Genomic DNA, 21,125 nt, shown 5'->3' with positions numbered 1-21,125 from the left:
ATCCATCGGTCACCCGGAAGAGCGCGCGCGGTCATTACGCTGGAGAAATCCTCAACCACAGATAAGGCAACCGATGAAGCTCGTTTCTCGCGGTTTTATACGCGGTATCGTCGCGCCGGCCATCGCGGCCAGCGTACTGCTCGCGGCAGGCACCGCCGCGTATGCGCAGAGTGCCCAGCCGACCGGCGTGCGCGGCACGATCACGTCGTTCGCGGGCGATGACCTGAAGGTGCATACCCGCGACGGTAAGGATCTCGACGTCAAGGTCGCACCGAATACGCCGATCCGCGGCGTCACGCTGGCGAAAATCACCGAGATCAAGCCGAACAGCTACATCGGCACGGCCGCCATTCCGCAGGCCAACGGCACGTTGAAGGCGCTCGAAGTGCACGTGTTCCCCGAAAGCATGCGCGGTAGCGGCGACGGTCACCGTCCGTGGGATCTCGGCGGCAATAGCTCGATGACCAATGGCACGGTCGGCAATGTGGTGGTCAGCAACGGCCGCACGATCACGGTCAAATACAAAGGCGGCGAAAAGAAGATCTACGTGCCGGAAGACGTGCCCATCGTCGATCTCGAACCCGGCGACAAGTCGTTGCTCGTGCCGGGCGCGAAGGTCGTGCTGTTTGCACACAAGGAAGCTGACGGTTCGATGGCGGCCAACTTCATTTCGGCTGGAAAGGACGGCGTCACGCCGCCGATGTAAGCAACGGCGCGGTGACGCTACCCGGTAGACAAACAGACAGGCGAAACGACATGCCGGCCACCGGACCCGCGATGGGAACGACCGCCGGCTTCGCCATTTTTGCAATCCGATTGCAGCGGGGATGATTCGATGGCAGAACCAGCGCACAGCGGCACGCGCACGCAACGCGTCGTCGTGCATTCGCTCGTCGTGCGCCTCACGCACTGGATCAACGCATTCGCGATGGTCTGCATGGTGATGAGCGGCTGGGCGATCTACAACGCGTCGCCGCTCTTTGCATTCAGATTCCCCGCATGGGCGACCGTCGGCGGCTGGCTCGGCGGTTCGATCGCGTGGCATTTCGCGGCGATGTGGCTGCTAGTCGGCAACGGCCTCGTGTATCTCGCGCACGGTCTCGCGACGCGGCATTTCCGCCGGCATTTGCTGCCGGTCCATCCGCGCGACGTAATACACGACGCGCAGCTTGCGCTGACATTCCGTCTGCCGCACCAGACCGGCGTGTACAACGCGGTGCAGCGACTGCTCTATCTCGTCGTGCTGCTGCTTGGCGTGCTGCTCGTCGCGTCCGGGTTGTCGATCTGGAAGCCGGTGCAACTCGCGTGGCTCACCGATCTGTTCGGCGGCTATGAGGTCGCGCGGCGCGTGCATTTCGCCGCGATGGCCGGCGTGGCCGGTTTCGTCGTCGTGCATCTCGCGCTTGTCATTCTCGTTCCGCGCACGCTGCCATCGATGATTACCGGCCGTGCGCGGCGCATCGTTCACGGAGGCTCCGACGCATGAGCAAACCGCACAAACCGATAGACGCAGCCGATACCGGCGCGCGCGATTCGCGTGCGCAACCACTACGCGAGCGCATCGCGCTCGCCGATCACAAACCGCAACTGGAGCGTGTGCAGCGGCGCCTGTTTCTGCGCTCATCGCTTTCGCTTGGCGCGCTTGCGATGCTGTCCGGCTGCAACATGCAGGACGGCGATTCGGTCGACAAGGTGTTGTGGGCCATGTCGCGCTGGAACGACCGCGTGCAGGGCTGGCTGTTCAACCCGAACCGGCTTGCACCGACCTACGCCGCGAGCCAGATTACGAAGCCATTTCCGTTCAACGCGTTTTATCCTGAGTACAACGTGCCGGACATCGACGGCTCGGATTACGCGCTCGAAGTGTCCGGCCTCGTCGCCGACAAAAGCGACTGGAGTCTCGCGAAGCTACGCGCACTGCCGCAGACGTCGCAGATTACCCGGCACATCTGTATTGAAGGCTGGAGCGCGATCGGCGAATGGCGCGGCGTGCCGTTTCATACGTTTCTCAAACGGATCGGCGCGGATACGTCGGCGCGTTATGTCGGCTTCAAGTGCGCGGACCACTACTACACAAGCCTCGACATGGCCACCGCACTGCATCCGCAAACCTTGCTGACGCTCGACTTCGGCAATGAGCCGCTGCCGGCGAAGTATGGCTATCCGCTCAAGCTGCGCGTGCCGACCAAGCTCGGCTTCAAGAATCCGAAGCATATCGCGGCCATCTTCGTGACCAACGACTACCCTGGCGGCTATTGGGAAGACCAGGGCTACAACTGGTTCAGCGGCTCCTGAAAGCCTGGCGCTAGCGACGCCGACACCGTCGCACAGCGCGTGTCATGCCTGTTGCGCGCGCATCGTTCGCCTTATGCGAATCACACTGCGTAAAAAAAGAAAAGAAAAATAGAGAGCGCATTCCACAATAAGTCAAACCGCCTGCCCGCGCGCGCCGCTCGAGCGCATCAGGCAAACCGGGCTGGTCAATGGCGGCTCATTCAGCCTGGCCCATTCGCCCTGGAATAACGTCGGGTCGGTGACCGTTCAGAAAGACGACGCTGCAGCCGATCATCCACGCTTCGCAGTCAACCCGTGCCTTGAAGCGAGCGGATGCCTCGCAAACCAGGTTTCCTGTTTCTTGAAGTCAAGCGAATCCACCATGTCCGATATTCTGAACAAAATTATCGCTGTCAAGCACGAAGAAATTGCCGCGAACCGGCAAGTGAAGTCCATCGAGGTCCTGCGACAGGAAGGAAAAGCGCAGCCCGTACGCGATTTCGTCGGCGCGCTGCGCGCCAAACATGCGAGCGGCTTGCCCGCCGTGATCGCGGAAGCAAAGAAAGCGAGCCCATCCAAAGGTCTGATTCGCGACCCGTTCGAACCTGCGCAGATTTCGGCGTCGTATCAACGGCATGGCGCCGCCTGTATGTCGGTGCTAACTGACCGCAATTTCTTTCAAGGCTCGTCCGCGGACCTCACCGCGGCGCGCAACGCATGCGCGCTGCCTGTGCTGCGCAAGGACTTCATGGTCGATCCGTATCAGATTCACGAAGCGCGCGCGATGGGCGCCGACTGCATTCTGCTGATCGCGGCCGCGCTCGACCCTTCGCAGATGCGCGACTTCGAAGCGCTTGCGCATTCCCTGCAAATGGCTGTGCTCGTCGAGGTGCATTCGCGCGACGAGCTCGACGTCGCGCTGACGCTGAAGACACCGCTGGTCGGCATCAATAACCGTAATCTGCGCACCTTTGAGGTTACGCTCGATACGACGCTCGGCATGCTGAGTGACATTCCGCAAGACCGGATCGTCGTCACCGAGTCGGGCATTCTGCGCCCATCGCACGTCGAGAAGATGCGCGACGCGGGCGTCGACACGTTCCTCGTCGGTGAGGCGTTCATGCGCGCGGCCGATCCTGGCCTCGAGCTTGCGCGACTCTTCTTCGACGCGGCATAAGCACCGCGGCGCGTGTCGCGAACGTGCCGATAAGCACGATGCGACCTCAGCACACGCGCCGCGACATCCAATCAACGGCTCAGCGAACGACCCAACGAACCACGAAAAAACGAACGCACCGCGTGCAAAAGTCACACACACCTGAGCATCTTTAAGGACGTCATTCGTTCGCCGTCCATCACGTTCAACCCCTTCGATTCCAGCCCTAATTGAAAACATGTCGTGGATGCTGCAACGACCGCAACGCTCCGCTATACTGGCCCGCTTGATTGCACGCTTTGCGGGACACCCCGCGTCATAAGCGCGCAGCGAGCATTCAGATGGTGTTCCATGTTCACCTGCTTGACTCAACGGGTCAGCCGGAACACCAAAGGCCGAGCCAGGCTGGATATCACCGATGGCGAAAACGTTCGAGTACCTGAACAAAATATTGCGCTCAGGGTGGGCTTATCCATCACTTCTGCTGCGCTACGCGATCATCGCTGTTGCGATCGGCGGAATTTCGTTCGCGTATGCGTTCTCCGCGGGCTGGGTCGGCTGGCCCGTGCATCGCGCGCCGCTGTCCGCCACGCGTGTCGTCAATGCATTCGAAGCCACCACCGGCCCGCATCCGGGTTTTCGACGTAACCACGCAAAAGGGATCTGCGTGACCGGTCATTTCGAAAGCAATGGCGCGGGTGTCGAGCTGTCGCATGCGCGGGTGTTCGCGCCCGGTGTGGTGCCGGTAGTCGGACGCTTTTCGGTCCCCGGCACGAACCCGGGTGTTGCCGACGGCGAATCGCGATTACGTAGTCTCGCACTGCGCTTCGCAGTGCCCGACGGCGAGGAGTGGCGAACCGCGATGAATTCGGCGCCGATCTTTTCCGTCAGGACGCCCGATGACTTCATCGCGGAACTCGCAGCGCACCGCGTGGACAAAGCAACCGGGAAACCGGACCCCGCGCGCATTGCCGCGTTCGAGCAACAGCATCCCGAAGCACGTGCCTTTCGCGAATGGACGCGGCAGCATCCGGCGTCGTCGGACTTCGACAACGCCGCTTACTACAGCGTCAGCGCATTTCGCTTCGTCAATGCGGACAATACTTCGCGCTACGTGCGCTGGAGCATGGTGCCCGATGCCGCGTACCGGCCGGTTGGCGCAGCGGAAAGGCGTGACCCGGATTTTCTCGCGCATCGGCTGGTCAAGACGCTTGCGCGAAGTCCGCTGCGCTGGCATCTGATCCTCGCGGTCGCGCAACCGGGCGACGCGATCGACGATGCGACGCAAGTGTGGCCAAGCACGCCCGATCGCGAGCAGGTCGATGCGGGCACGCTGGTGCTCGATAGTGCGCAGTCGCAGATCGACGGGCCGTGCCGCAATATCGATTTCGATCCGCTGGTTTTGCCGGCGGGTATCGCGCCGTCGGCCGATCCGCTTCTGTCGGCGCGATCGGCCACGTATATGGAATCGTTTTACCGCCGCATGTCTGAAGAAGTTCGTTTCGCAAGCAAACGTTAGACGCAGAACAAAGCAATGCTCAGCAGACTTCATTACGAGAAGTTAAACTCGTATGTTCCCGTGTGCCGCAAGCCACGGTTGCATCAAGCGTCGCCTTGGACGACGCGCTTCGATTACTACAAGGGACAAACAAGGACCGTCGATGACCGACGCAGACTTACCCAGCCTCCTTCCGGGGATGCTGCCGCGCCTGTGGGCATTCGCGCTGCGCATCACCGGTGACCAGCACGATGCGGAGGATCTTGTACAGCGTGCATGCGTTCGCGCTCTCGAGCGTGCTCATCAGTTAAGACCCGGCACCGCGCCGCTTAGCTGGATGTTTTCGATTGTGCATTCGACCTGGATCAACGAATTACGTGCGCGTAGCGTGCGTAGCCGTTCCAGCATGCAATGGGACGACGCGCTGCTCGAGACCGTCGCCGATCCGGCTGCACGTTCACCTGAAGACCATGTGATGAACGGACAGATTATCGATGCTGTCTCACGCTTGCCGGAAGCACAGCGCGTCGTTATGCTTTTGGTAGCGGTGGAAGGCCTGAGTTATAGCGAGGCGGCAGAAGTCCTCGAGGTGCCAGTCGGAACGGTCATGAGCCGTTTGTCGCGGGCGCGCCAGGCCATAGGCGCGCATTTCGGCGTGCGAGAAGGCCAGAAAATGAAGAACACGGTAAAGAGCAAAGGCGAAGTCTCATGAAATTGGACGACATGCTATTGATGGCGTATGTCGACGGTGAGCTATCGCCACTCGAGCGCCAGGAAATCGAGAAAGAGATTGCGGCGTCGCCCGAAACAGCGGAGCGTGTCGCACTCTTCTCCGCGTCACGTTTGCCGTATGGCGACGCGTTCGCCGACCAGAAGCTGCCGCCCGTCCCTGAAAGCCTGACGAATAAAATCGACGCGTTGGCGCGCGCGCATGCGGCGCCCGCCACGGCGTCCGATGACCGCAGCGCGAACGACGCGCATATCGAACATGACGCGCAGATGCCGCCGTCAGCGCCGGTCCGCTCGCGTGTGCGCGTCGCGCCTGCGTGGCTCGCGGTTGCATTTGTCGCGGGCGCGTTCTGTGTTGGCCTCGCGACGCATTTTGCGCCGGGCCTCGACCCGGCATCAGGCGGCGGCGCCTTCGCGACGGCGTCGAACGGTCCGTCTCCATGGATCCGCGCGGTGGTCGACTACCAGAAACTATATTCGCGTGAGACCGTCGCATTCAGCACCGTTAGTAGCGACGAGTCGGCGCAGACCGTCGCACAAATCCGGCAGGACGATCAGCTCTCGTTGCGTGTGCCGGATCTCAGCGCCGCGGGACTCACATTCAAACGCGTGACGCGTCTGCGCTTCCAGGGCAAACCGCTGGTACAGATCGAATACCTGCCACCCGAAGGTCCTCCGGTCGCGTTGTGTGTGATGAAGGATAGGCGCCCCGATCAGGCAGTGGCCGCTTCGCAGGTGGCCGATATGAATGTCGTCACGTGGCGGCAGGATGAACTGCATTACGCGCTGGTCGGCGCAAACAACAAGAGTATCGACCTGATGTCGCTCGGCAAGCAGATCTCCGGGCAAGGCGTCGATCAGCTGTTCGGCAAAGTCGGTTCCGCTTCCACGACACACGGCACGATCAGCTAGCCGTTGCGTGCTTGCTTAGTGCACGCACGCGCTTTCACTGAAGCTTGCGCAGCGCCCTCGCCGGGCGCTGCATGCGCACACCAGGCGCGTGCGCTGCGAAAGATACTCTCATCTGTTTGAACATCGCCCCGGCTGCATGTGTGCACACCTATGTGCACACGTCAGCCTGGCAGCCTGCCTCTGTCGGCCATCTAATCCGTCAATCGAACCGATTGCGGCGCGCCGAAAAAAAGAAGGCGACGGCACTCACGCGCGTCACCCCGGGCATAGCGGTCGGAAGAATGGCCGGCTAACGGTTCAACGTATCGGAAGGTGCTTCGTTGAACTCGCGCCGATAGCTGTTGACAAGTGTCGAGCGATTGCTGACACCCCACTTGTTCGCGGTCGCGAGAATGCCGTTCTCGTGCGCGCCCTCGGACGTCTGCAGCTCGGCGCGGATGCGTTCCATCCGCAGCCGGCGCACGATCTCGCTCGGCGTCGAACCGAGACTGCTTTTGAACGCGCTTTGCAGCGCCCGCTCGGTGACGCCGATTTCAGCGGCGATCTCGCGAATCGACAAATCCTTACGGTCGAGGTTATCGACCAGATACCGGTACGCGCGGCGATAGCGCGCCGGCAAACGTGCGCCGATATCGTCCAGTTGCTCCGGCACGCGCACGGTGCGCTGCGCGTAGCGCGCAAGCGCGCCGGCTTCATCGCGGATGCAGCGCATCGCGGTTAGCGCGTAACGGGTATAGACGCGCAGCGACTCCGCGTTGCGTTCCTGCTGATGGCGCAGCTTCGCGAAGCAATACAGATATTCGAGCTGCCGATGGCTTTGCGGCATCCGCACTTCCGCATTCAGCAGCGTGAGGATCGACTCGGCAAGCGCCGGTGCGCCGCCCGCGAGGCTCGCCAGCACGATCTCGATGCGCACCGCGCCCTGATAGCTCGCGATGCCCTGTTTACCGGCCCAGTCCGCGTGCGCGCCGAGCACATGGCCCACGTCGCGCTGGCCGTTTGCAAGCTGCATCAACTGCTTCAGGTAATCGGTGCGCGCGCGCAGCAGCGGTGTCTGCACCGTGTAGGTGCTGACGCGCGGCGTGGTGCCCTGCATCGGCGCGATGCGCGGCGTGCCTTCGCCGGCAAGACCGGACTGCCAGTACACGTGGTCGCTCAGTTCCGGATGCGAGCGCAGTTCGCTTTGCGTCGCGACATCGAAACGCACGGCCGTCAGCAGTTCGCGCCAGCCGCGCGCGCTCGTCAGCGTCGCGCTCGAGTTTTCGATCAGATCGTCGAGCGCGTCAAGCACACCGTCCGCGTCGCGCAGCCGGCCAAGGCCGAACAGCACGCCGAACATGCCGAAATAACCTTCCAGACGCAGCGCCAGTTCGCTGCCCGGCTGGTCGACGAGGCGCATGAAGCACGACATCGCGGTGCCGTAGCGGCAGCGGAACAGTGCTTGCCAGCCGGCGTTGCGGCACGACGCGAAACGCACCTGCTCCTTCGACGTGCGCATCAGCTTCTGCGCTTCGCGATATGACTCTTCGGCGTCGACATCCATGCCGACCGCCATTTGCAGATCCCCATGCAGCTGCAGCAGGCCGGGCAGCAGATCAGGATCGCAGGTATCGACGTGCCGGGACGCCTGCGCGGCGGCGGCCTGAATCCGGCCCTCGGAAATCAGTTCGGCGAGCGCAGGCGGAATCGACGTCGACGTCAACATCGAGACGTACGGGAAGTAGAAAGTGGCAAGCATGGCGGGCTCCGTTGGCGATGCGGTGCGAACGCATGAAGCGTCCGGGGTGCCCGGGGGAAAACCCGAACACCGCAACGGAACCCAATGTAGCCAAAACGTCGGCCAGGATTCTCAATAATCCTGGCACGTTAAATGAACTTGAGCATTGTTGAGGATTGACGCAGCTGTGACGCCGTTCATAGCGCTTTCTTTCAATTCCTGTACGCTAGCCGAATGTTATTTGGCTTTTCCCGCGAATTGGGATTTCGCGTGACTTCGGTGCGGGTTTCGGGTGCGAAGTGGGAATACGCCCCCTCTATTACGTGTTGTGTTGGACAGAGCACGACGCGACGCAGCTTCGGAGCCAACGACCAAGGACCAAGGACCTGACGGGGTGGATTTGCGCTTCATGATGAAGCGCGGCGATCGTTACGGAGAAATCATGCAGATTGCCTTTTACACACAAAACGACCATTTGTTTCGCGAGATCGACAAGGCATTCGAAGAGGACGGCAATTACCGATGCATCCGCTTTACAAGCGAGCTTCCGCTGATCCGCTTTCTCGAGCGCCATGACGCGGCACTCGTACTGTTCGACGCGGGTCGCAGCTGCGCGGCTGGCCGCGGCGTGTTGTCGTGGCGCGCGTGTCACTTCCGCCGCGACTTGCCGGTGATGATGATCGGCCAGTCGTGGGACACCGACAGCATCATCGAAGCGCTCGACGCCGGTGTCGACGAGATCGCGGTCGGCACGCCTTGCGCGAAGGAAGTGCTGGCGCGCGCGCGCCGCACGATCACGAAGAGCGGCGGCGGCACGAACACCGACAGCCGCATTACGCTCGGCGAATACACGATTGACCGCTCGACCAGCGCGATCAGCATCAACGGCCAGCACATCAAGCTGACCGCGCGCGAGCTGACACTCGCGTGGCTGCTGTTCGCGAACGCCGGCGCGCTGCTGACCCGCGAACAGATTGCGCGCGCGGTGTGGGGCAAGGAAGCGGTCATCGCGAGCCGTTCGATCGAGCAACATATTTATAAGCTCCGCAGCAAACTGTCGCTCGATGAACACAGCAACCTCCAGCTTAAGACCGTCTATTCGATCGGTTACGTTTTCGACCTGGTCAGGACGCGGCCGGCGACGACCGCGACGACCGTGAGGCTAAACGAGCCGGTCGCAGCACACTCGTTCTGATTGCGCGTGATGCAAGGTTTGATGTCAAGGCCCGCCAGGTTCCGGCACCAAACTGCCCACAGGTGCATTTTTAGCCTATGTATCGGGTGAGGCCTGACACGGTAGCGAAGGCGCGCGCGTCGACGCGAACCTGCGCGGGTCAAGCGGATAAGTTATCGGAATAGTCAGGCTAGATGCCTGTTGGTAAGGTGGGTAGCGGGGACATGCCAACGCCGGCGCGATTCGTGTCGGTTGGGTGACAGCCATGCGATGCATGCGCGCGCCCGATGTTTTCCGATGGGAAACGGTCTACATTCGCGCTGAATCGCAGGCTCCGCCCCGCGCGGCATGTGCCGAGACAACGCGCGTCGGCCGCCCACCATCGTGATGTTATGATCGGAAACACCTGTTCCGCGCGTTGCGCGCGTCGCCGCGAACTTCCCCTGTCATGTCACGCCATGGAAACCACTTCAGCCAAGCCCGCCGAATCGCCGACTTCTGATCTCGGCCGGCGCGTTCGCGCCGCGCGGGTCGCACTGGACCTGACGCTCGAGAACGCAAGCAGGCTATGCGGCGTGTCCCGCTCGACGCTGTCGAAGGTAGAAAACGGCCTGATGTCGCCGACTTTCGACGTGCTGCAAAAGATCGTGCTCGGCTTGCAGATCGACCTCGCCGATCTGTTCGGCGCCGCGCCGAAGCCCACGGCGGGCGGCCGCCGCGCGCTGACGCGCAAGGACGCGGGACAGCGTCACGCGTACCGCGGTTATCAGATGGAACTGCTCGCGACGGACCTCGCGCACAAGGCAATGTTGCCGTTTCGCATCCGCATCACCGCGCACACGCTCGACGCGTTCGACGATTGGGGCCGCCACGAAGGCGAAGAATTTCTTTATGTGATCAGCGGCAGCGTGTGTCTGTATTCGGAGTTGTATGCGCCGACCCATCTGAACGCCGGCGACAGCCTCTACTTCGATAGCCGCACCGGCCATGCGGCGGTGTCGACCAGCGAAGAAGATGCCGAAGTGCTATGGATGGCGACCGGCGACGTGCTGCAACCGAACGCGGACCCGGCTAACAAGTAGGCGCGGGCACGTCGTCGGGTCGTTTCAGGGGTGCGTCGCGGTTGAGCCCGCGGTTGAGCCCGTCTGGAGCCGCGCACTGCCGTTGCTCGCATGCGCTTGTGCTTCGTGCGCTTCCCGCGCGGCGCCATTGCGCGACGCATGCGCCGCCAATGCCCGCTGCGCGAGTTGCGCGATATGCAACGCGTGCCGGCCGGTGCCGTGTTCGATCTGCTCACGACAACTGAAGCCGTTGGTCAACACGATGGTCTGTTGCGACGCGGCGCGCACAGCCGGAAAGAGTTTGTCCTCGCCGATTTTCTCCGACATCGCGTAGTGCGCGTCATTGAAGCCGAACGAGCCCGCCATTCCGCAACAACCGGTGTCGAGCAGTTTCCACTGCACGCCAAGGCGTTCGAGTAGCGCGGTGTCCCCTTGCATGCCGAACAGTGCTTTCTGATGGCAGTGTCCGTGGACGACCACCTGCGCGTCGAGTTTCGGCCAGTCGAACGGCTGCCGCGCGACGAAATCGGAAAACAACCAGGTTTGCGCGGACAGGCGCCGCGCCGCATCGCTATCGGGCAACTGCTTGAGCAACTCGTCCTTGAACACCGACAGGCATCCGGGTTCGAGCCCGACAAGCGGCACGCCGGCGGCAATGTCGTCGGCGAGATCGTCGAGCACGTTCACGAGCAGTTCGCGCGCACGGTCAAGTAGACCGTAGTCATAAAGCGGCCGGCCGCAGCACAAACGCTTCTTCGGCAACACGACCTGAAAACCGAGACGCGTCAGCACCTCGGTCGCGGCGGCGGCAATTTCCGGCGAGAAATGGTCGTTGAACGTGTCGACCCACAGAATCACTTTCTTCGCCGATGCATCACGCGCGTCGCGCGCCGCGTTTGTATGGGCAGCCGTCCGCTGTTGCTGCGCGATCTGCCGATACGTGCGGCGCGCGAAAGCAGGCAGCCGGCGCGCCTGCGCAATGCCGGCCACCCATTTGCCCAGCGCGCCGACAAGCGGCGCCTGCGTCATCAGGTTCGCGAGCGGCGCGAAACGCGCGGCGAGCGGCGCCCATTCGCCGATGCGTCCCATGAAAAGCGCTTGCCGCGGCCGGCGGTGTGTCTCGTAGTAATGCGATAGAAACTCCGCCTTATACGAGGCCATGTCGGTATGTGTCGGACAGTCCGATTTGCAGCCCTTGCACGCAAGACACGTATCGAGCGCATCTTTGACTTCTTCGCTTTGCCAGCCGCCCTTGATCGTCTCGCCTTGCAGCATCTCCCAGAACAGATGCGCGCGCCCGCGCGTCGAGTACGCCTCTTCGCGCGACGCGCGGTAGCTCGGACACATCGTGCCGCCTTCGAGCGATCGGCATTTGCCCATGCCGATGCATCGCTCGACCGCGCGCTGGAAGCCATCGCCTTCGCGGCTTCTGAATGCGAGCTTCGTTTGCAGCGTGACCGGCCGGTAGCCCGGTCCCATCCGCAGATTTTCATCGGCGCGGTACGGGTGCACGACTTTGCCCGGATTCATCCGATGCCGCGGATCCCAGATCGCCTTGAACTGTTCCATCGCCTGCATCAGTTCCGCGCCGTACATCACCGGCAAAAATTCGGCCTTCGCCTGGCCGTCGCCGTGTTCGCCCGACAGCGAACCGCCGAACTCGACCACCAGTTGCGCGGCTTCGCGCAGGAACTTGCGCCAGGTGCCGATGGTTTCCGGCGTCCGCAAATCGAATGTAATGCGCGCGTGCACGCAGCCGTCGCCGAAGTGACCGTAAAGCGATGTCTGGTAACCGTAGCGGTCGACCAATGCCTGAAACGCGCGAAGGTAATCGCCGAGGCGCATCGGATCGACTGCAGCATCTTCCCAGCCGACCACCGGATCGGGATTGCCAGGTTCGATGGTCAACGCGACCGCGGATGCGCCGGTCTCGCGAATCGACCACACTTTGTTTTGCAGCGCGCGCCCTTCAACCCGCCTGGTCGATACGTTCGGTCCGGCCTCGCCCGCTTCGAAATAGCGTGCCGCTGCTTGCGCGACTTCGATTGCGGCTGCTTCGGTATCGGCGCCAAACTCGAGCACAACCCATGCGTCGCCTGCAGGCAGCAGCGCGATTTCCTCCGCTTTCAGGCCGCGCGCCTGCAGACCGCGAATCATCACGCGGTCGAGGCCTTCGATCGCGATTGGCTTGAAGCGCATGAAATGCGGCACCGCATCCGCGGCGACATAGATATTGTCGAAGCCGACGACCAGCAGCACACGTTGCGCCGGGCTGTGCACGAGGCGCACCTTCGCCTGTAGCGTGACCGCGCAGGTGCCTTCGGTGCCGACCAGTGCGCGTGCGACGTTAAAGCCGTTTTCAGGCAGCAGCTGATCGAGATTGAAGCCGGACACGCGGCGTTTGATCTGCGGGAATTTTGCGCGGATCTGGTCCGCGTAGCGATCGCGCAGCGCTTTCAGCGCCGCGTAGATTTCGCCCTGACGACCGCCGGCCGCGATGATGCGCGCGAGTTCGTCATCGGAGGTCGGCCCGACCCAGAAGCGCGCGCCATCATAGGTCAACACTTCGAGCGCTTCGATGTTCTCGACCGTCTTGCCGGCCATCACCGAATGCGCGCCACACGAATTGTTGCCGATCATGCCGCCCAATGTGCAGCGGCTGTGCGTCGCCGGGTCCGGCGCGAACGTCAGACCATGTTGCTCCGCCGCGTCGCGCAGCGTGTCGCAAACGACACCCGGCTCGACGATCGCGGTGCGCGCCTCGGCGTCGACCGACACGATGCGGTTCACGAACTTGCTTGCGTCCGCAACGACCGCGACGTTCACGCACTGCCCGCTCTGCGATGTGCCACCGCCGCGCGGCAGGACTGGCACATCGTTGCGCTGGCAAGCGGCGAGCGTGGCGATCAGATCGTCGACGTCGCGCGGCACGACGACTGCAATCGGCACTTGCCGGTAGTTCGATGCATCAGCCGCATAAAGCGCTTTCGCGCCCTGGTCGAAACGTACGTCGCCGCGCACGTTCTGCCGCAAATCGGCCTCCAGCCGCCGCAGCACCGCGTCACTGCCATTGAACGGTGCGTTGGGACGCGTGCTTGCGGCGCGTGGTGCTTCGTCGATAGTCGATTCTTCGATTGGATTCACACTGTCCTCTCCGATGCGGCCTGTTGTCGTGCGTCCGCGCGCGGCCGTTCATGCAAGCCGTTCGTGCGCGTCGCGACCGGCGATATGAAACCCCAATGAACAAAGGATACGCGCAATTGCCGCTCAGCCCGGTCACGTGCGGCGATGCGCGCGGCGCACGAAGTGCAGCGGGCCGAGCCTGAGTAAGCATCGCGCTTCATCAACACTTACGCATTCATTGCAATCTTGCGCAACGCGCGGAGTCGGTCCCCATCGTTGCAACCAGCGGAAGATTCACGAAGCTTTCATAATGTCGATATACAGTTTCACTGCGAGTTATCTCTCGCAACGAAACTCCAAGCAGTTCTTTGAGGCCCGCATAAGCGGGCTTTTTTTTCGCCTTCGCGTTTTCGTCCGCGTTTTATGGTTCAGCTGCGGTAATCGGAACCCGTGGTATCGATTAGCCGAAGGGCCGCCTGCCACGCGAGCGCAGCGATCCCATCCGAGTCATCGCGCCCGAACTGTGCCGCGGTCCGTTCGCAGACATGCGCCGGCGGAATCACGAGTTCCGCGTTGCCGGCGAGCGCCTGCACCTGAATCTGACACGCACGTTCGAGAAAATGGATTTCCTCGAACGCTGTCGCGGCCGACGGTCCGCCAACCAGCAGTCCGTGATTGCGCAGAATCATTGCATGCCGATTGCCCAGATCGGCGACCAGCCTGTCGCGTTCACCGATGTCGAGCGCAATGCCCTCATAGTCGTGGTAGGCAAGGTGACCATAAAATTTTAGCGCGTGCTGGCTGATCGGCAGCAGCCCCTGCTTCTGCGCGGACACTGCCGCGCCGGCGGCCGTATGCGTATGGATCACGAAGCTCAGATCCGGACGGGCCAGATGGACGGCCGAATGAATCGTGAAGCCGGCCGCATTCACGCGATAGCGTTCCGGGTGGCGCGCGACCTGTTCGGGCGCTTCCACGACGTGGCCATCGCAATCGATTCTCACGAGATCGGACGCACGCATCTCGTTGAACAGCACGCCGTATCGATTGATCAGAAAATGATGCTCGGGCCCCGGCACACGCGCGGTAATGTGTGTATCGATCAAATCCGTCATGCGAAAGTGCGCGACGAGCCGGTATAGTGCAGCGAGATCACAACGAGTTGCCCATTCTGCTTCGCTATACGGGCGTGCAATCGTATCGGACACGATACCTGTCTCCTTATAGAACAACGCGCAATACAGCGAGTCGACGACAGTCAGCGCTTTATCGCTCCCGCTTGATCCACGCGGATTACGCCGAATGACGTGTTAAGCAGCGCGCCGCCACCAATACAAGCGCGACCGACCCGGCAATCAGCAGCGAAAGTGCTCGATATCCTGTCCCGCGTTGATCGCGCGCGTGAGCCAGTCCGGGCGCTCGCCCTTGCCGTCCCACGTGTTGCCGTACGCGTCGCGATATTTCGGCGTCGCCGCATCCTCAGTGATCGCGGCCGCTAGCGCTTCGATCGAGATGCCATACTCTTCCATTCGACGCCTGATCCAGACGATCAGGCGATCGCGCGCCTCACCGTCGGAGTCGAACAATCGATGTTCCTCTCGCTCTTTCATAAAGTATCGGTATTGCGGCTGGAATTACGCGCGTTATAAAACACAACGCTTCGCCATTCGGCGAAGCCGTTATACGAACATGATGGACACGACAAGCTACCCTGACGATGCAGGAATACTGGCCTACCCAACCAGTTTGATTGACGGCAAATGCCCGCCTTTGATCGGCTTCGCACGTCAGATGAGCAGTGTGCATGAATCATGCGCCATCTGGCCGTCGCGCGCCTTCGCTGATAGAACCCTGGTGCGTCGCAGGTCGCTACTTTGATTTGCATGCGATTCTACACTCATTTTACGCAGCGCCAGGTATGGTGCAATCGTGCAGTGCAGCGCCGGAAGGCGCACCGGCTCGACGTTTGCGGGCAGCAGGCGAGGTTCGCACAGCATGATTCTCGCGAGTCAAACAGAAATGATGGCGGCGCGCGCATGGAGTAGGCGCAATGAGCCATTCCGCTCGTGCTATCGTGCAAGTCGTCCCGCCGCATCTGAGGAGCCCTCCCGCCATGACCGCGCAAGCCGCCATCGCCGCCATTCTTGGCGCACTACTGATCGGTGCAATGAGTCCCGGACCCAGCTTTCTCGTCGTTGCACGCAATGCAATTGGTTTGTCGCGCCGCGACGGGCTCGCCACTGCGCTAGGCATGGGCTTTGGCGGAGTCTTCTTTAGCGGCATCGCGCTTTTAGGCCTCTATACGGTGCTCGCCGCGGTCGAGTGGCTCTATGTGAGCCTCAAGGTCGCGGGCGGCCTGTACCTCCTCTATATCGCGTCGAAAATCTGGCGCGGCGCGGCGGCGCCGCTGTCGTTCGAGCGTATCCAGACCGACGCGCATCGCGATGCGCGCCGCTCGTTCTGGGTGGGTCTATCGACGCAACTGAGTAACCCGAAAACGGCGATTTTCTACGGCAGTATCTTTGCCGCGCTGCTGCCGCAGCACCCGCCGGCATGGTGTTACGCAGTCCTGCCGCCCGCGGTGTTCGCGATCGAAGCAGGCTGGTACACCGTCGTCGCGATGTTCTTCTCGAGCCGGCACGCGCGCGAGTTTTATGCGAAGGCGAAGAAAGCGATCGATCGTCTCGCGGCGACCGCAATTGCGGCGCTCGGCCTACGGCTGATTTTCACCGCCCACCGGGTGGGACTGTGACGAGATCGATGGCGTGCGTGGATTTGACACGCGCGCGCAGTTCGAATTTCTGGATCTTGCCGGTGGAGGTCTTCGGCAATTCACCAAAGACCACGGCTTTGGGCACTTTGTAACCGGCAAGCAACGCGCGACAGTGCGCGACGATTTCGTCCGCTGTCGCTTGCGCGCCCTCCTTCAGTTCGATAAACGCGCACGGCACTTCTCCCCACTGCGCGTCCGGCATCGCCACGACCGCCGCAACCGACACCGCCGGGTGCCGATACAGCGCGTCTTCCACTTCGATGCTCGAGATATTCTCACCGCCCGAGATGATGATGTCCTTGCTGCGGTCCGTAATACGGAAGTAGCCGTCCGGCATCAGCACACCGATATCGCCGGTATGGAACCAGCCGCCGCGAAATGCATCGGTGGTTGCGCGCTCATTCTTCAGATAACCCTTCATGCAGATATTGCCGCGAAACATCACTTCGCCGAGCGTCGCGCCGTCGCATGGGACCCGCTCGAGCGTAGCCGGATCGAGCACCGACACCGCCGCTTGCAGGTGATATCGCACACCCTGGCGCGCGTTCATCCGCGCACGGTCGTCGTCGCCAAGCGCATCCCAGCTTTGCTGCTTCGCACACACCGAAGCGGGTCCGTACACTTCGGTCAGCCCGTATACGTGCGTCAGATCGAAGCCGATTTCTTTCATCCGCGCGATCACCGCAGGCGACGGCGGTGCTCCGGCGACCATGGTCGAAACCTGATGCGCGATCCCTTCGCGCCATTGCGCCGGCGCATTGGCGAGCGCGCTCTGTACGATCGGCGCACCACAGTAGTGAGTGACGCGCTCGCGGCGGATCAGGTCGAATACCGTCTTTGCATCGAACTTGCGCAGACATACGTTGACGCCCGCACGCGCGGCGATCGTCCACGGAAAACACCAGCCGTTGCAGTGAAACAGCGGCAATGTCCACAGATACACCGCATGCTTGGGCATGTCCCATTCGAGGATATTGCTAAGCGCATTCAGGTATGCGCCGCGATGATGGTAGACCACGCCCTTCGGGTCACCCGTCGTGCCCGACGTATAGTTCAGCGCGATCGCATCCCATTCGTCAGCGGGCGGCGTCCATGCGAACCGCGGATCTCCGCTGAGCAGGAATGCTTCGTAATCGGTTGCTCGCGAAAACCTATCCGGATCGGCCGGCATCGCATCGCTGACACTGACGATCCGCAGCGCCGGCAGTTCACGCGCGGCACGTTGCGCGAGTTCGGCATATTCGGTATCGACGATCAGCAGCTTTGCCTCGCCATGGCGCAGCATGAACAGGATCGATCCGATATCGAGCCGCGTGTTGATCGTGTTGAGCACGGCGCCGGCCATCGGCACGCCGAAATGCGCTTCGATCATCGCCGGAATATTGGGGAGCAGCACGGCCACCGTGTCGCCGCGACCGATGCCCGTTTGCGCGAGCGCACTGGCAAGGCGGCAAACGCGCTCATAGGTCTCGCGCCAGTTGCGCCGTATGTCACCGTAAACTATTGCGGTGCGTTCGCCGTAGATTTCCGCGGCCCGCGCAATGAAATCGATCGGCGTGAGCGGCACGTAGTTCGCGTCGCGGCGGCCAAGACCTTCATCGAACATGTGTGTCATCGCGTCTCTCCTCGACTGCTCGCACCGCTGCGTCGTCGCGGGTTGATCCGGCGAGCGGCGCAATACGCGCTCCTGTCAAACGACGGCGGAGCGCCGCTTGGTTCGCGAAACGCTCCGTTGCGCACCGCAATACAGGTAATGAGAGAGTCAGACGCGCGGCAAGTCGTCGATGAATTTTTCGACGTGGCCGTCGGGAATATCGGTGTCGATGCCGTCGAGACCGTCAGTGTGGGAGACCGTCTTGATCTTCGGTCCGAGCAGTTTCATTCCGCCTAGCGTAAAGAGCGACCAGACCGCGTTCCCCGCGCGGATCGCGTGAACCACGTCCGCGACTTCGACGATTTCATGCGGCGACATCCATTCGTTCGTTTTCGGGTTGACGAGCGCCCAGCGAACGTGGGTAACGCGGTCGGTCACCGGGTTAATGCGCACGGCATCGATAGCATAGGTAGCCATTTCCACCTCCATCATCGTCGTCAGGGCATCGTAGCACTTCTGCGATGCGCAACGAACACCGCAATATCCACGGCAAATTGAAGAATGGCTGATCCCGCCCGCATTTATAAGGATGACGGACATTTCGACCGGGTAGCGCAAGTCGCGATGTGCCGCGACGTCGCTGGCCGCAACCGGCGATCAGAACAGCATTGAGGCCCGCGTTGAAGCAACACGCGTGCCGCTGTCGGTCAGTGCCGCCAGTTGCCCGCGCGCGGCGCCGGCTGCCTGCTCGAGCGCAAACTGCTGCGCCGGCGTGAGCGGCGGCGTGAAAGTGCGCTCGGTCAACTTGAGCGGGTCCACTGGCCGTTCATTGATCCGCACTTCATAGTGCAGGTGCGGCCCGGTCGCGACACCCGTGCGGCCGACCAAACCGATGCGCTGCCCTTCGGCGACCTGCATGCCGGCGCGCAAACCACGCGCGAACGCGGACAGATGCGCATAGCAGGTCGTATAACCGTTGCCATGATCGATCACGACGTGCCGGCCGTAGCCGCTGCGCACGCCGGCGAACTCCACCGTGCCGGCCGCCGCGGACAACACCGGCGCGCCCGAGTGCGCAGTCAGATCGACGCCCGCGTGAAAACGCTCCTCGCCCGACACCGGGTGCATCCGCTCACCGAACGGTGAACTGACGCGTTCGTAGTTCACCGGCATCGCGAACGGTTCGGCTGCAAGCAGGCTGCCGTCGAACGTGTAGTACTCGCCACGCGTGGTGCCGGGTGCGATAAACCACAACGCCGAGTATGTGCGATCGCCCAATCGCACTTCCACGGCAGTGACGCGCGGATGACGCGTAACCGCATCGGTTGAATCGCCGCGCTCGTAGATGAGTCGAATGCCATCATCCGGTAAAGCAGCGACGGCTGGATCGAGCCGTCCCGCGAACAGATGCTCGACCTGGGCGACGATGTCAGCCGGCAAATCGGCTTTTGTCAGCGCGTCACGCAAGTCGTGGTCGATGTGTGCTGCGCGCGCGACATAGCGAGTGTCGTAGCCCGTGTCAGACAACGACCATGGCGAAGTGCCCGCGAGTGGAATACGTGTTGCCGCCTCGCCGGAAACGGCATGGTCATTCGCGTCACCCGAATTGTTCGAGTTGAGTGCGACGGACACGTCGCGTGCCGCGTATCGATACTCGTCGGGTACGCATAACACTGGCGACGCGGCACACATTGCGGCGAGAATCGGACCGCCATAGCGCAACGTCGTATCCGCCTGCGCCGGGGCGTCGCCATGGCTCGCCCAAAGCGAGTCGACAGAGTCGCGCTGCGTATCAGCTCCGCTGGAAGATTCAGCGGCCTGCTGCGCGCGAGGCGCCCAATTTTCGGATGGATAGTCCAGTGCGTCGTGCGGCGCCTGAAATCCCGCGCGATGCGCACCCGTGAGCGTTGCCACACCCACAGCCGCCGGCAACCCGCACACGGCCGCGATGCCAATCAGTAACGCCGCACGCGACGCGGCAGTGAACAGGGAGTGATGTTTAAAACGCGCCGGAAGCGCTACGTTGCGAGACGTGCGCTGCCCGTGCGCGAGAAAAAAACGTAGGCGTACCGTCACGTAGATATCTCGCAGTCGAACCAGAAGGCTGCGGGCGTGAGCGGCAGTGCGGGAACGCACAGCAGCAGCGCGACGTACTACGAAGGAAGTGAAAGGAATTCAACTCACGAATATGATCGTATGAATTTCACCTCTTCACGTCGTGCAGCCCGGCAAAGAAAGTCGACAGTGTAGAGGCACATGCGTGCTTCGGGAATAGGTCAAATCCTGATTTAAGCGTGTATTTTCGTGCGTGCATACGGTATGAACATAGTCAGACGCCATCGAAACAGTGATAACTGCCGCTACAATTGAAGGTTACTGCCCGGTTCAGCGCCTCGGCGTATGCAGCGCGAAGCCCGTACAAAGCGGGCCTCTTCAACAATCTTCAACCCGGACACACGGACATGTCTGTCACCGCATGGCTCTTCTTTCTGCCCGCGTGCTTCGCGATCAATATGGCCCCCGGGCCGAACAATCTGCTGTCGATCAACGTCGCGGCGCGCCATGGGTTCATGACCGCATTCGTCGCGGGCACGGGCCGGCTCGTTGCATTTTCTCTGATGCTGGTGCTCGCGGCGACAGGTCTCGCCGTCGTGCTGCATGCGTCTGAACTGTTTTTTCTCGCGATCAAGCTCGCCGGCGCTGCCTACCTGATCTGGCTCGCGATTCAGCTGTGGCGCAGCGATGCCGCCCCCATGCATACGCAACGCGACGCAGGCGATGCTTCGCTGCTTCGCATCGCGCGCCAGGAGTGCCTGGTCGCCGCGGGCAATCCAAAGGCAATTCTGGTGTTCACCGCATTCCTGCCTCAATTCGTCAATATCGCGAAACCGATGTTGCCGCAGTTCGCGGTACTCGGCACGAGCTTTCTCGTGCTGGAGTGGGTCGCGATCGCGCTCTACTCCGGGGCCGGCGTGTACCTCGGCAAATGGCTCACGCGCACCAGCGTGCGTCGCTGGTTCAACCGCTGCTGCGGCATGTTCCTCGGCGCGATCGGCGTGAGCTTTCTGCTCCTGCGGCGCGCGCAAAGTTGACACGCGTACAAGGCATACGCCT

At 62.1% G+C, this 21,125-nt stretch carries 18 protein-coding genes; 11 read left to right on the top strand and 7 right to left on the bottom strand.

The features are described 5' to 3' along the window. The first annotated feature begins 73 nt into the window (after nt 1-73). From BX592_RS24665 to BX592_RS24635, 7 genes are all read left to right on the top strand, one after another. The gene (locus BX592_RS24665; protein WP_134195510.1) at nt 74-706 is read left to right on the top strand and encodes a hypothetical protein; all 633 of its coding nucleotides are present in this window, start codon (nt 74-76) and stop codon (nt 704-706) included. 129 nt (nt 707-835) lie between these two features. Next, entirely contained in the window at nt 836-1,486 is a 651-nt protein-coding gene (locus BX592_RS24660; RefSeq protein ID WP_134195508.1) for a cytochrome b/b6 domain-containing protein, read from the top strand. Then, entirely contained in the window at nt 1,483-2,295 is an 813-nt protein-coding gene (locus tag BX592_RS24655) for a molybdopterin-dependent oxidoreductase (protein ID WP_134195506.1), read from the top strand. The genes BX592_RS24660 and BX592_RS24655 overlap by 4 nt, the downstream gene beginning before the upstream one ends. A 361-nt stretch (nt 2,296-2,656) precedes the next feature. Next, nucleotides 2,657-3,451, top strand: coding sequence for an indole-3-glycerol phosphate synthase TrpC (gene trpC, locus BX592_RS24650; protein ID WP_134195504.1), 795 nt, complete (start codon nt 2,657-2,659; stop codon nt 3,449-3,451). A 397-nt stretch (nt 3,452-3,848) separates the two neighbouring features. After that, nucleotides 3,849-4,949 carry a catalase family peroxidase gene (locus BX592_RS24645; protein WP_134195502.1) on the top strand — a complete coding sequence of 367 codons (1,101 nt, stop codon included), beginning with the start codon at nt 3,849-3,851 and terminating at the stop codon, nt 4,947-4,949. Nucleotides 4,950-5,091: 142 nt separating this feature from the next. Beyond that, a complete protein-coding gene (locus BX592_RS24640) occupies nt 5,092-5,640 on the top strand; it encodes an RNA polymerase sigma factor (protein ID WP_134195500.1) in 549 nt (182 codons plus the stop codon). After that, complete coding sequence (locus tag BX592_RS24635) at nt 5,637-6,569, top strand: anti-sigma factor family protein (RefSeq protein ID WP_134195498.1); 933 nt, start codon at nt 5,637-5,639, stop codon at nt 6,567-6,569. The genes BX592_RS24640 and BX592_RS24635 overlap by 4 nt, the downstream gene beginning before the upstream one ends. Nucleotides 6,570-6,858: 289 nt before the next feature. Here BX592_RS24635 and BX592_RS24630 read toward each other — a convergent pair whose 3' ends face one another. Beyond that, nucleotides 6,859-8,307 (bottom strand): helix-turn-helix transcriptional regulator, encoded by a 1,449-nt coding sequence (locus BX592_RS24630; RefSeq protein ID WP_134195496.1) that lies wholly within the window; start codon nt 8,305-8,307, stop codon nt 6,859-6,861. Nucleotides 8,308-8,728: 421 nt separating this feature from the next. Between BX592_RS24630 and BX592_RS24625 the strand changes: the two genes are divergently transcribed. Next, the gene (locus BX592_RS24625) at nt 8,729-9,481 is read left to right on the top strand and encodes a winged helix-turn-helix transcriptional regulator (RefSeq protein ID WP_134195494.1); all 753 of its coding nucleotides are present in this window, start codon (nt 8,729-8,731) and stop codon (nt 9,479-9,481) included. A gap of 437 nt (nt 9,482-9,918) precedes the next feature. Continuing rightward, nucleotides 9,919-10,542, top strand: a complete 624-nt coding sequence (locus tag BX592_RS24620; protein ID WP_134195492.1) for a helix-turn-helix domain-containing protein — start codon at nt 9,919-9,921, stop codon at nt 10,540-10,542. 24 nt (nt 10,543-10,566) lie between these two features. On the opposite strand, the gene BX592_RS24615 is transcribed toward BX592_RS24620, so the two are convergent. The 3 genes from BX592_RS24615 to BX592_RS24605 form a co-directional block, all read right to left on the bottom strand. Next, nucleotides 10,567-13,656 (bottom strand): FAD-binding and (Fe-S)-binding domain-containing protein, encoded by a 3,090-nt coding sequence (locus BX592_RS24615; protein WP_377681616.1) that lies wholly within the window; start codon nt 13,654-13,656, stop codon nt 10,567-10,569. Between the two features lie 416 nt (nt 13,657-14,072). After that, a complete protein-coding gene (locus tag BX592_RS24610) occupies nt 14,073-14,852 on the bottom strand; it encodes a class II aldolase/adducin family protein (RefSeq protein WP_134195490.1) in 780 nt (259 codons plus the stop codon). A 147-nt stretch (nt 14,853-14,999) separates the two neighbouring features. Then, a complete protein-coding gene (locus BX592_RS24605) occupies nt 15,000-15,254 on the bottom strand; it encodes an H-NS family nucleoid-associated regulatory protein (protein ID WP_134195487.1) in 255 nt (84 codons plus the stop codon). Nucleotides 15,255-15,757: 503 nt separating this feature from the next. Between BX592_RS24605 and BX592_RS24600 the strand changes: the two genes are divergently transcribed. Then, nucleotides 15,758-16,396: a LysE family translocator gene (locus tag BX592_RS24600; RefSeq protein WP_134195540.1), complete on the top strand. Its 639-nt coding sequence runs from the start codon at nt 15,758-15,760 to the stop codon at nt 16,394-16,396. Here the strand turns inward: BX592_RS24600 and BX592_RS24595 are convergent. From BX592_RS24595 to BX592_RS24585, 3 genes are all read right to left on the bottom strand, one after another. Next, entirely contained in the window at nt 16,371-18,032 is a 1,662-nt protein-coding gene (locus tag BX592_RS24595; RefSeq protein WP_134195485.1) for an acyl-CoA synthetase, read from the bottom strand. The genes BX592_RS24600 and BX592_RS24595 overlap by 26 nt on opposite strands. Before the next feature lie 147 nt (nt 18,033-18,179). Continuing rightward, the gene (locus BX592_RS24590; protein ID WP_134195484.1) at nt 18,180-18,488 is read right to left on the bottom strand and encodes a hypothetical protein; all 309 of its coding nucleotides are present in this window, start codon (nt 18,486-18,488) and stop codon (nt 18,180-18,182) included. A 180-nt stretch (nt 18,489-18,668) separates the two neighbouring features. Then, the gene (locus tag BX592_RS24585; protein ID WP_134195483.1) at nt 18,669-19,925 is read right to left on the bottom strand and encodes a M23 family metallopeptidase; all 1,257 of its coding nucleotides are present in this window, start codon (nt 19,923-19,925) and stop codon (nt 18,669-18,671) included. A gap of 548 nt (nt 19,926-20,473) precedes the next feature. Here BX592_RS24585 and BX592_RS24580 point away from each other — a divergent pair. Next, on the top strand, nt 20,474-21,103 hold the full coding sequence (locus BX592_RS24580; RefSeq protein WP_134195482.1) for a LysE family translocator: 630 nt from the start codon (nt 20,474-20,476) through the stop codon (nt 21,101-21,103). Nucleotides 21,104-21,125: the final 22 nt, after the last annotated feature.

It is taken from the genome of Paraburkholderia rhizosphaerae (genome assembly GCF_004366595.1).
Classification (GTDB): domain Bacteria; phylum Pseudomonadota; class Gammaproteobacteria; order Burkholderiales; family Burkholderiaceae; genus Paraburkholderia; species Paraburkholderia rhizosphaerae.
Note: the sequence above shows the minus strand (reverse complement) of the source record. Positions and strands in the feature narration are given on the sequence as shown.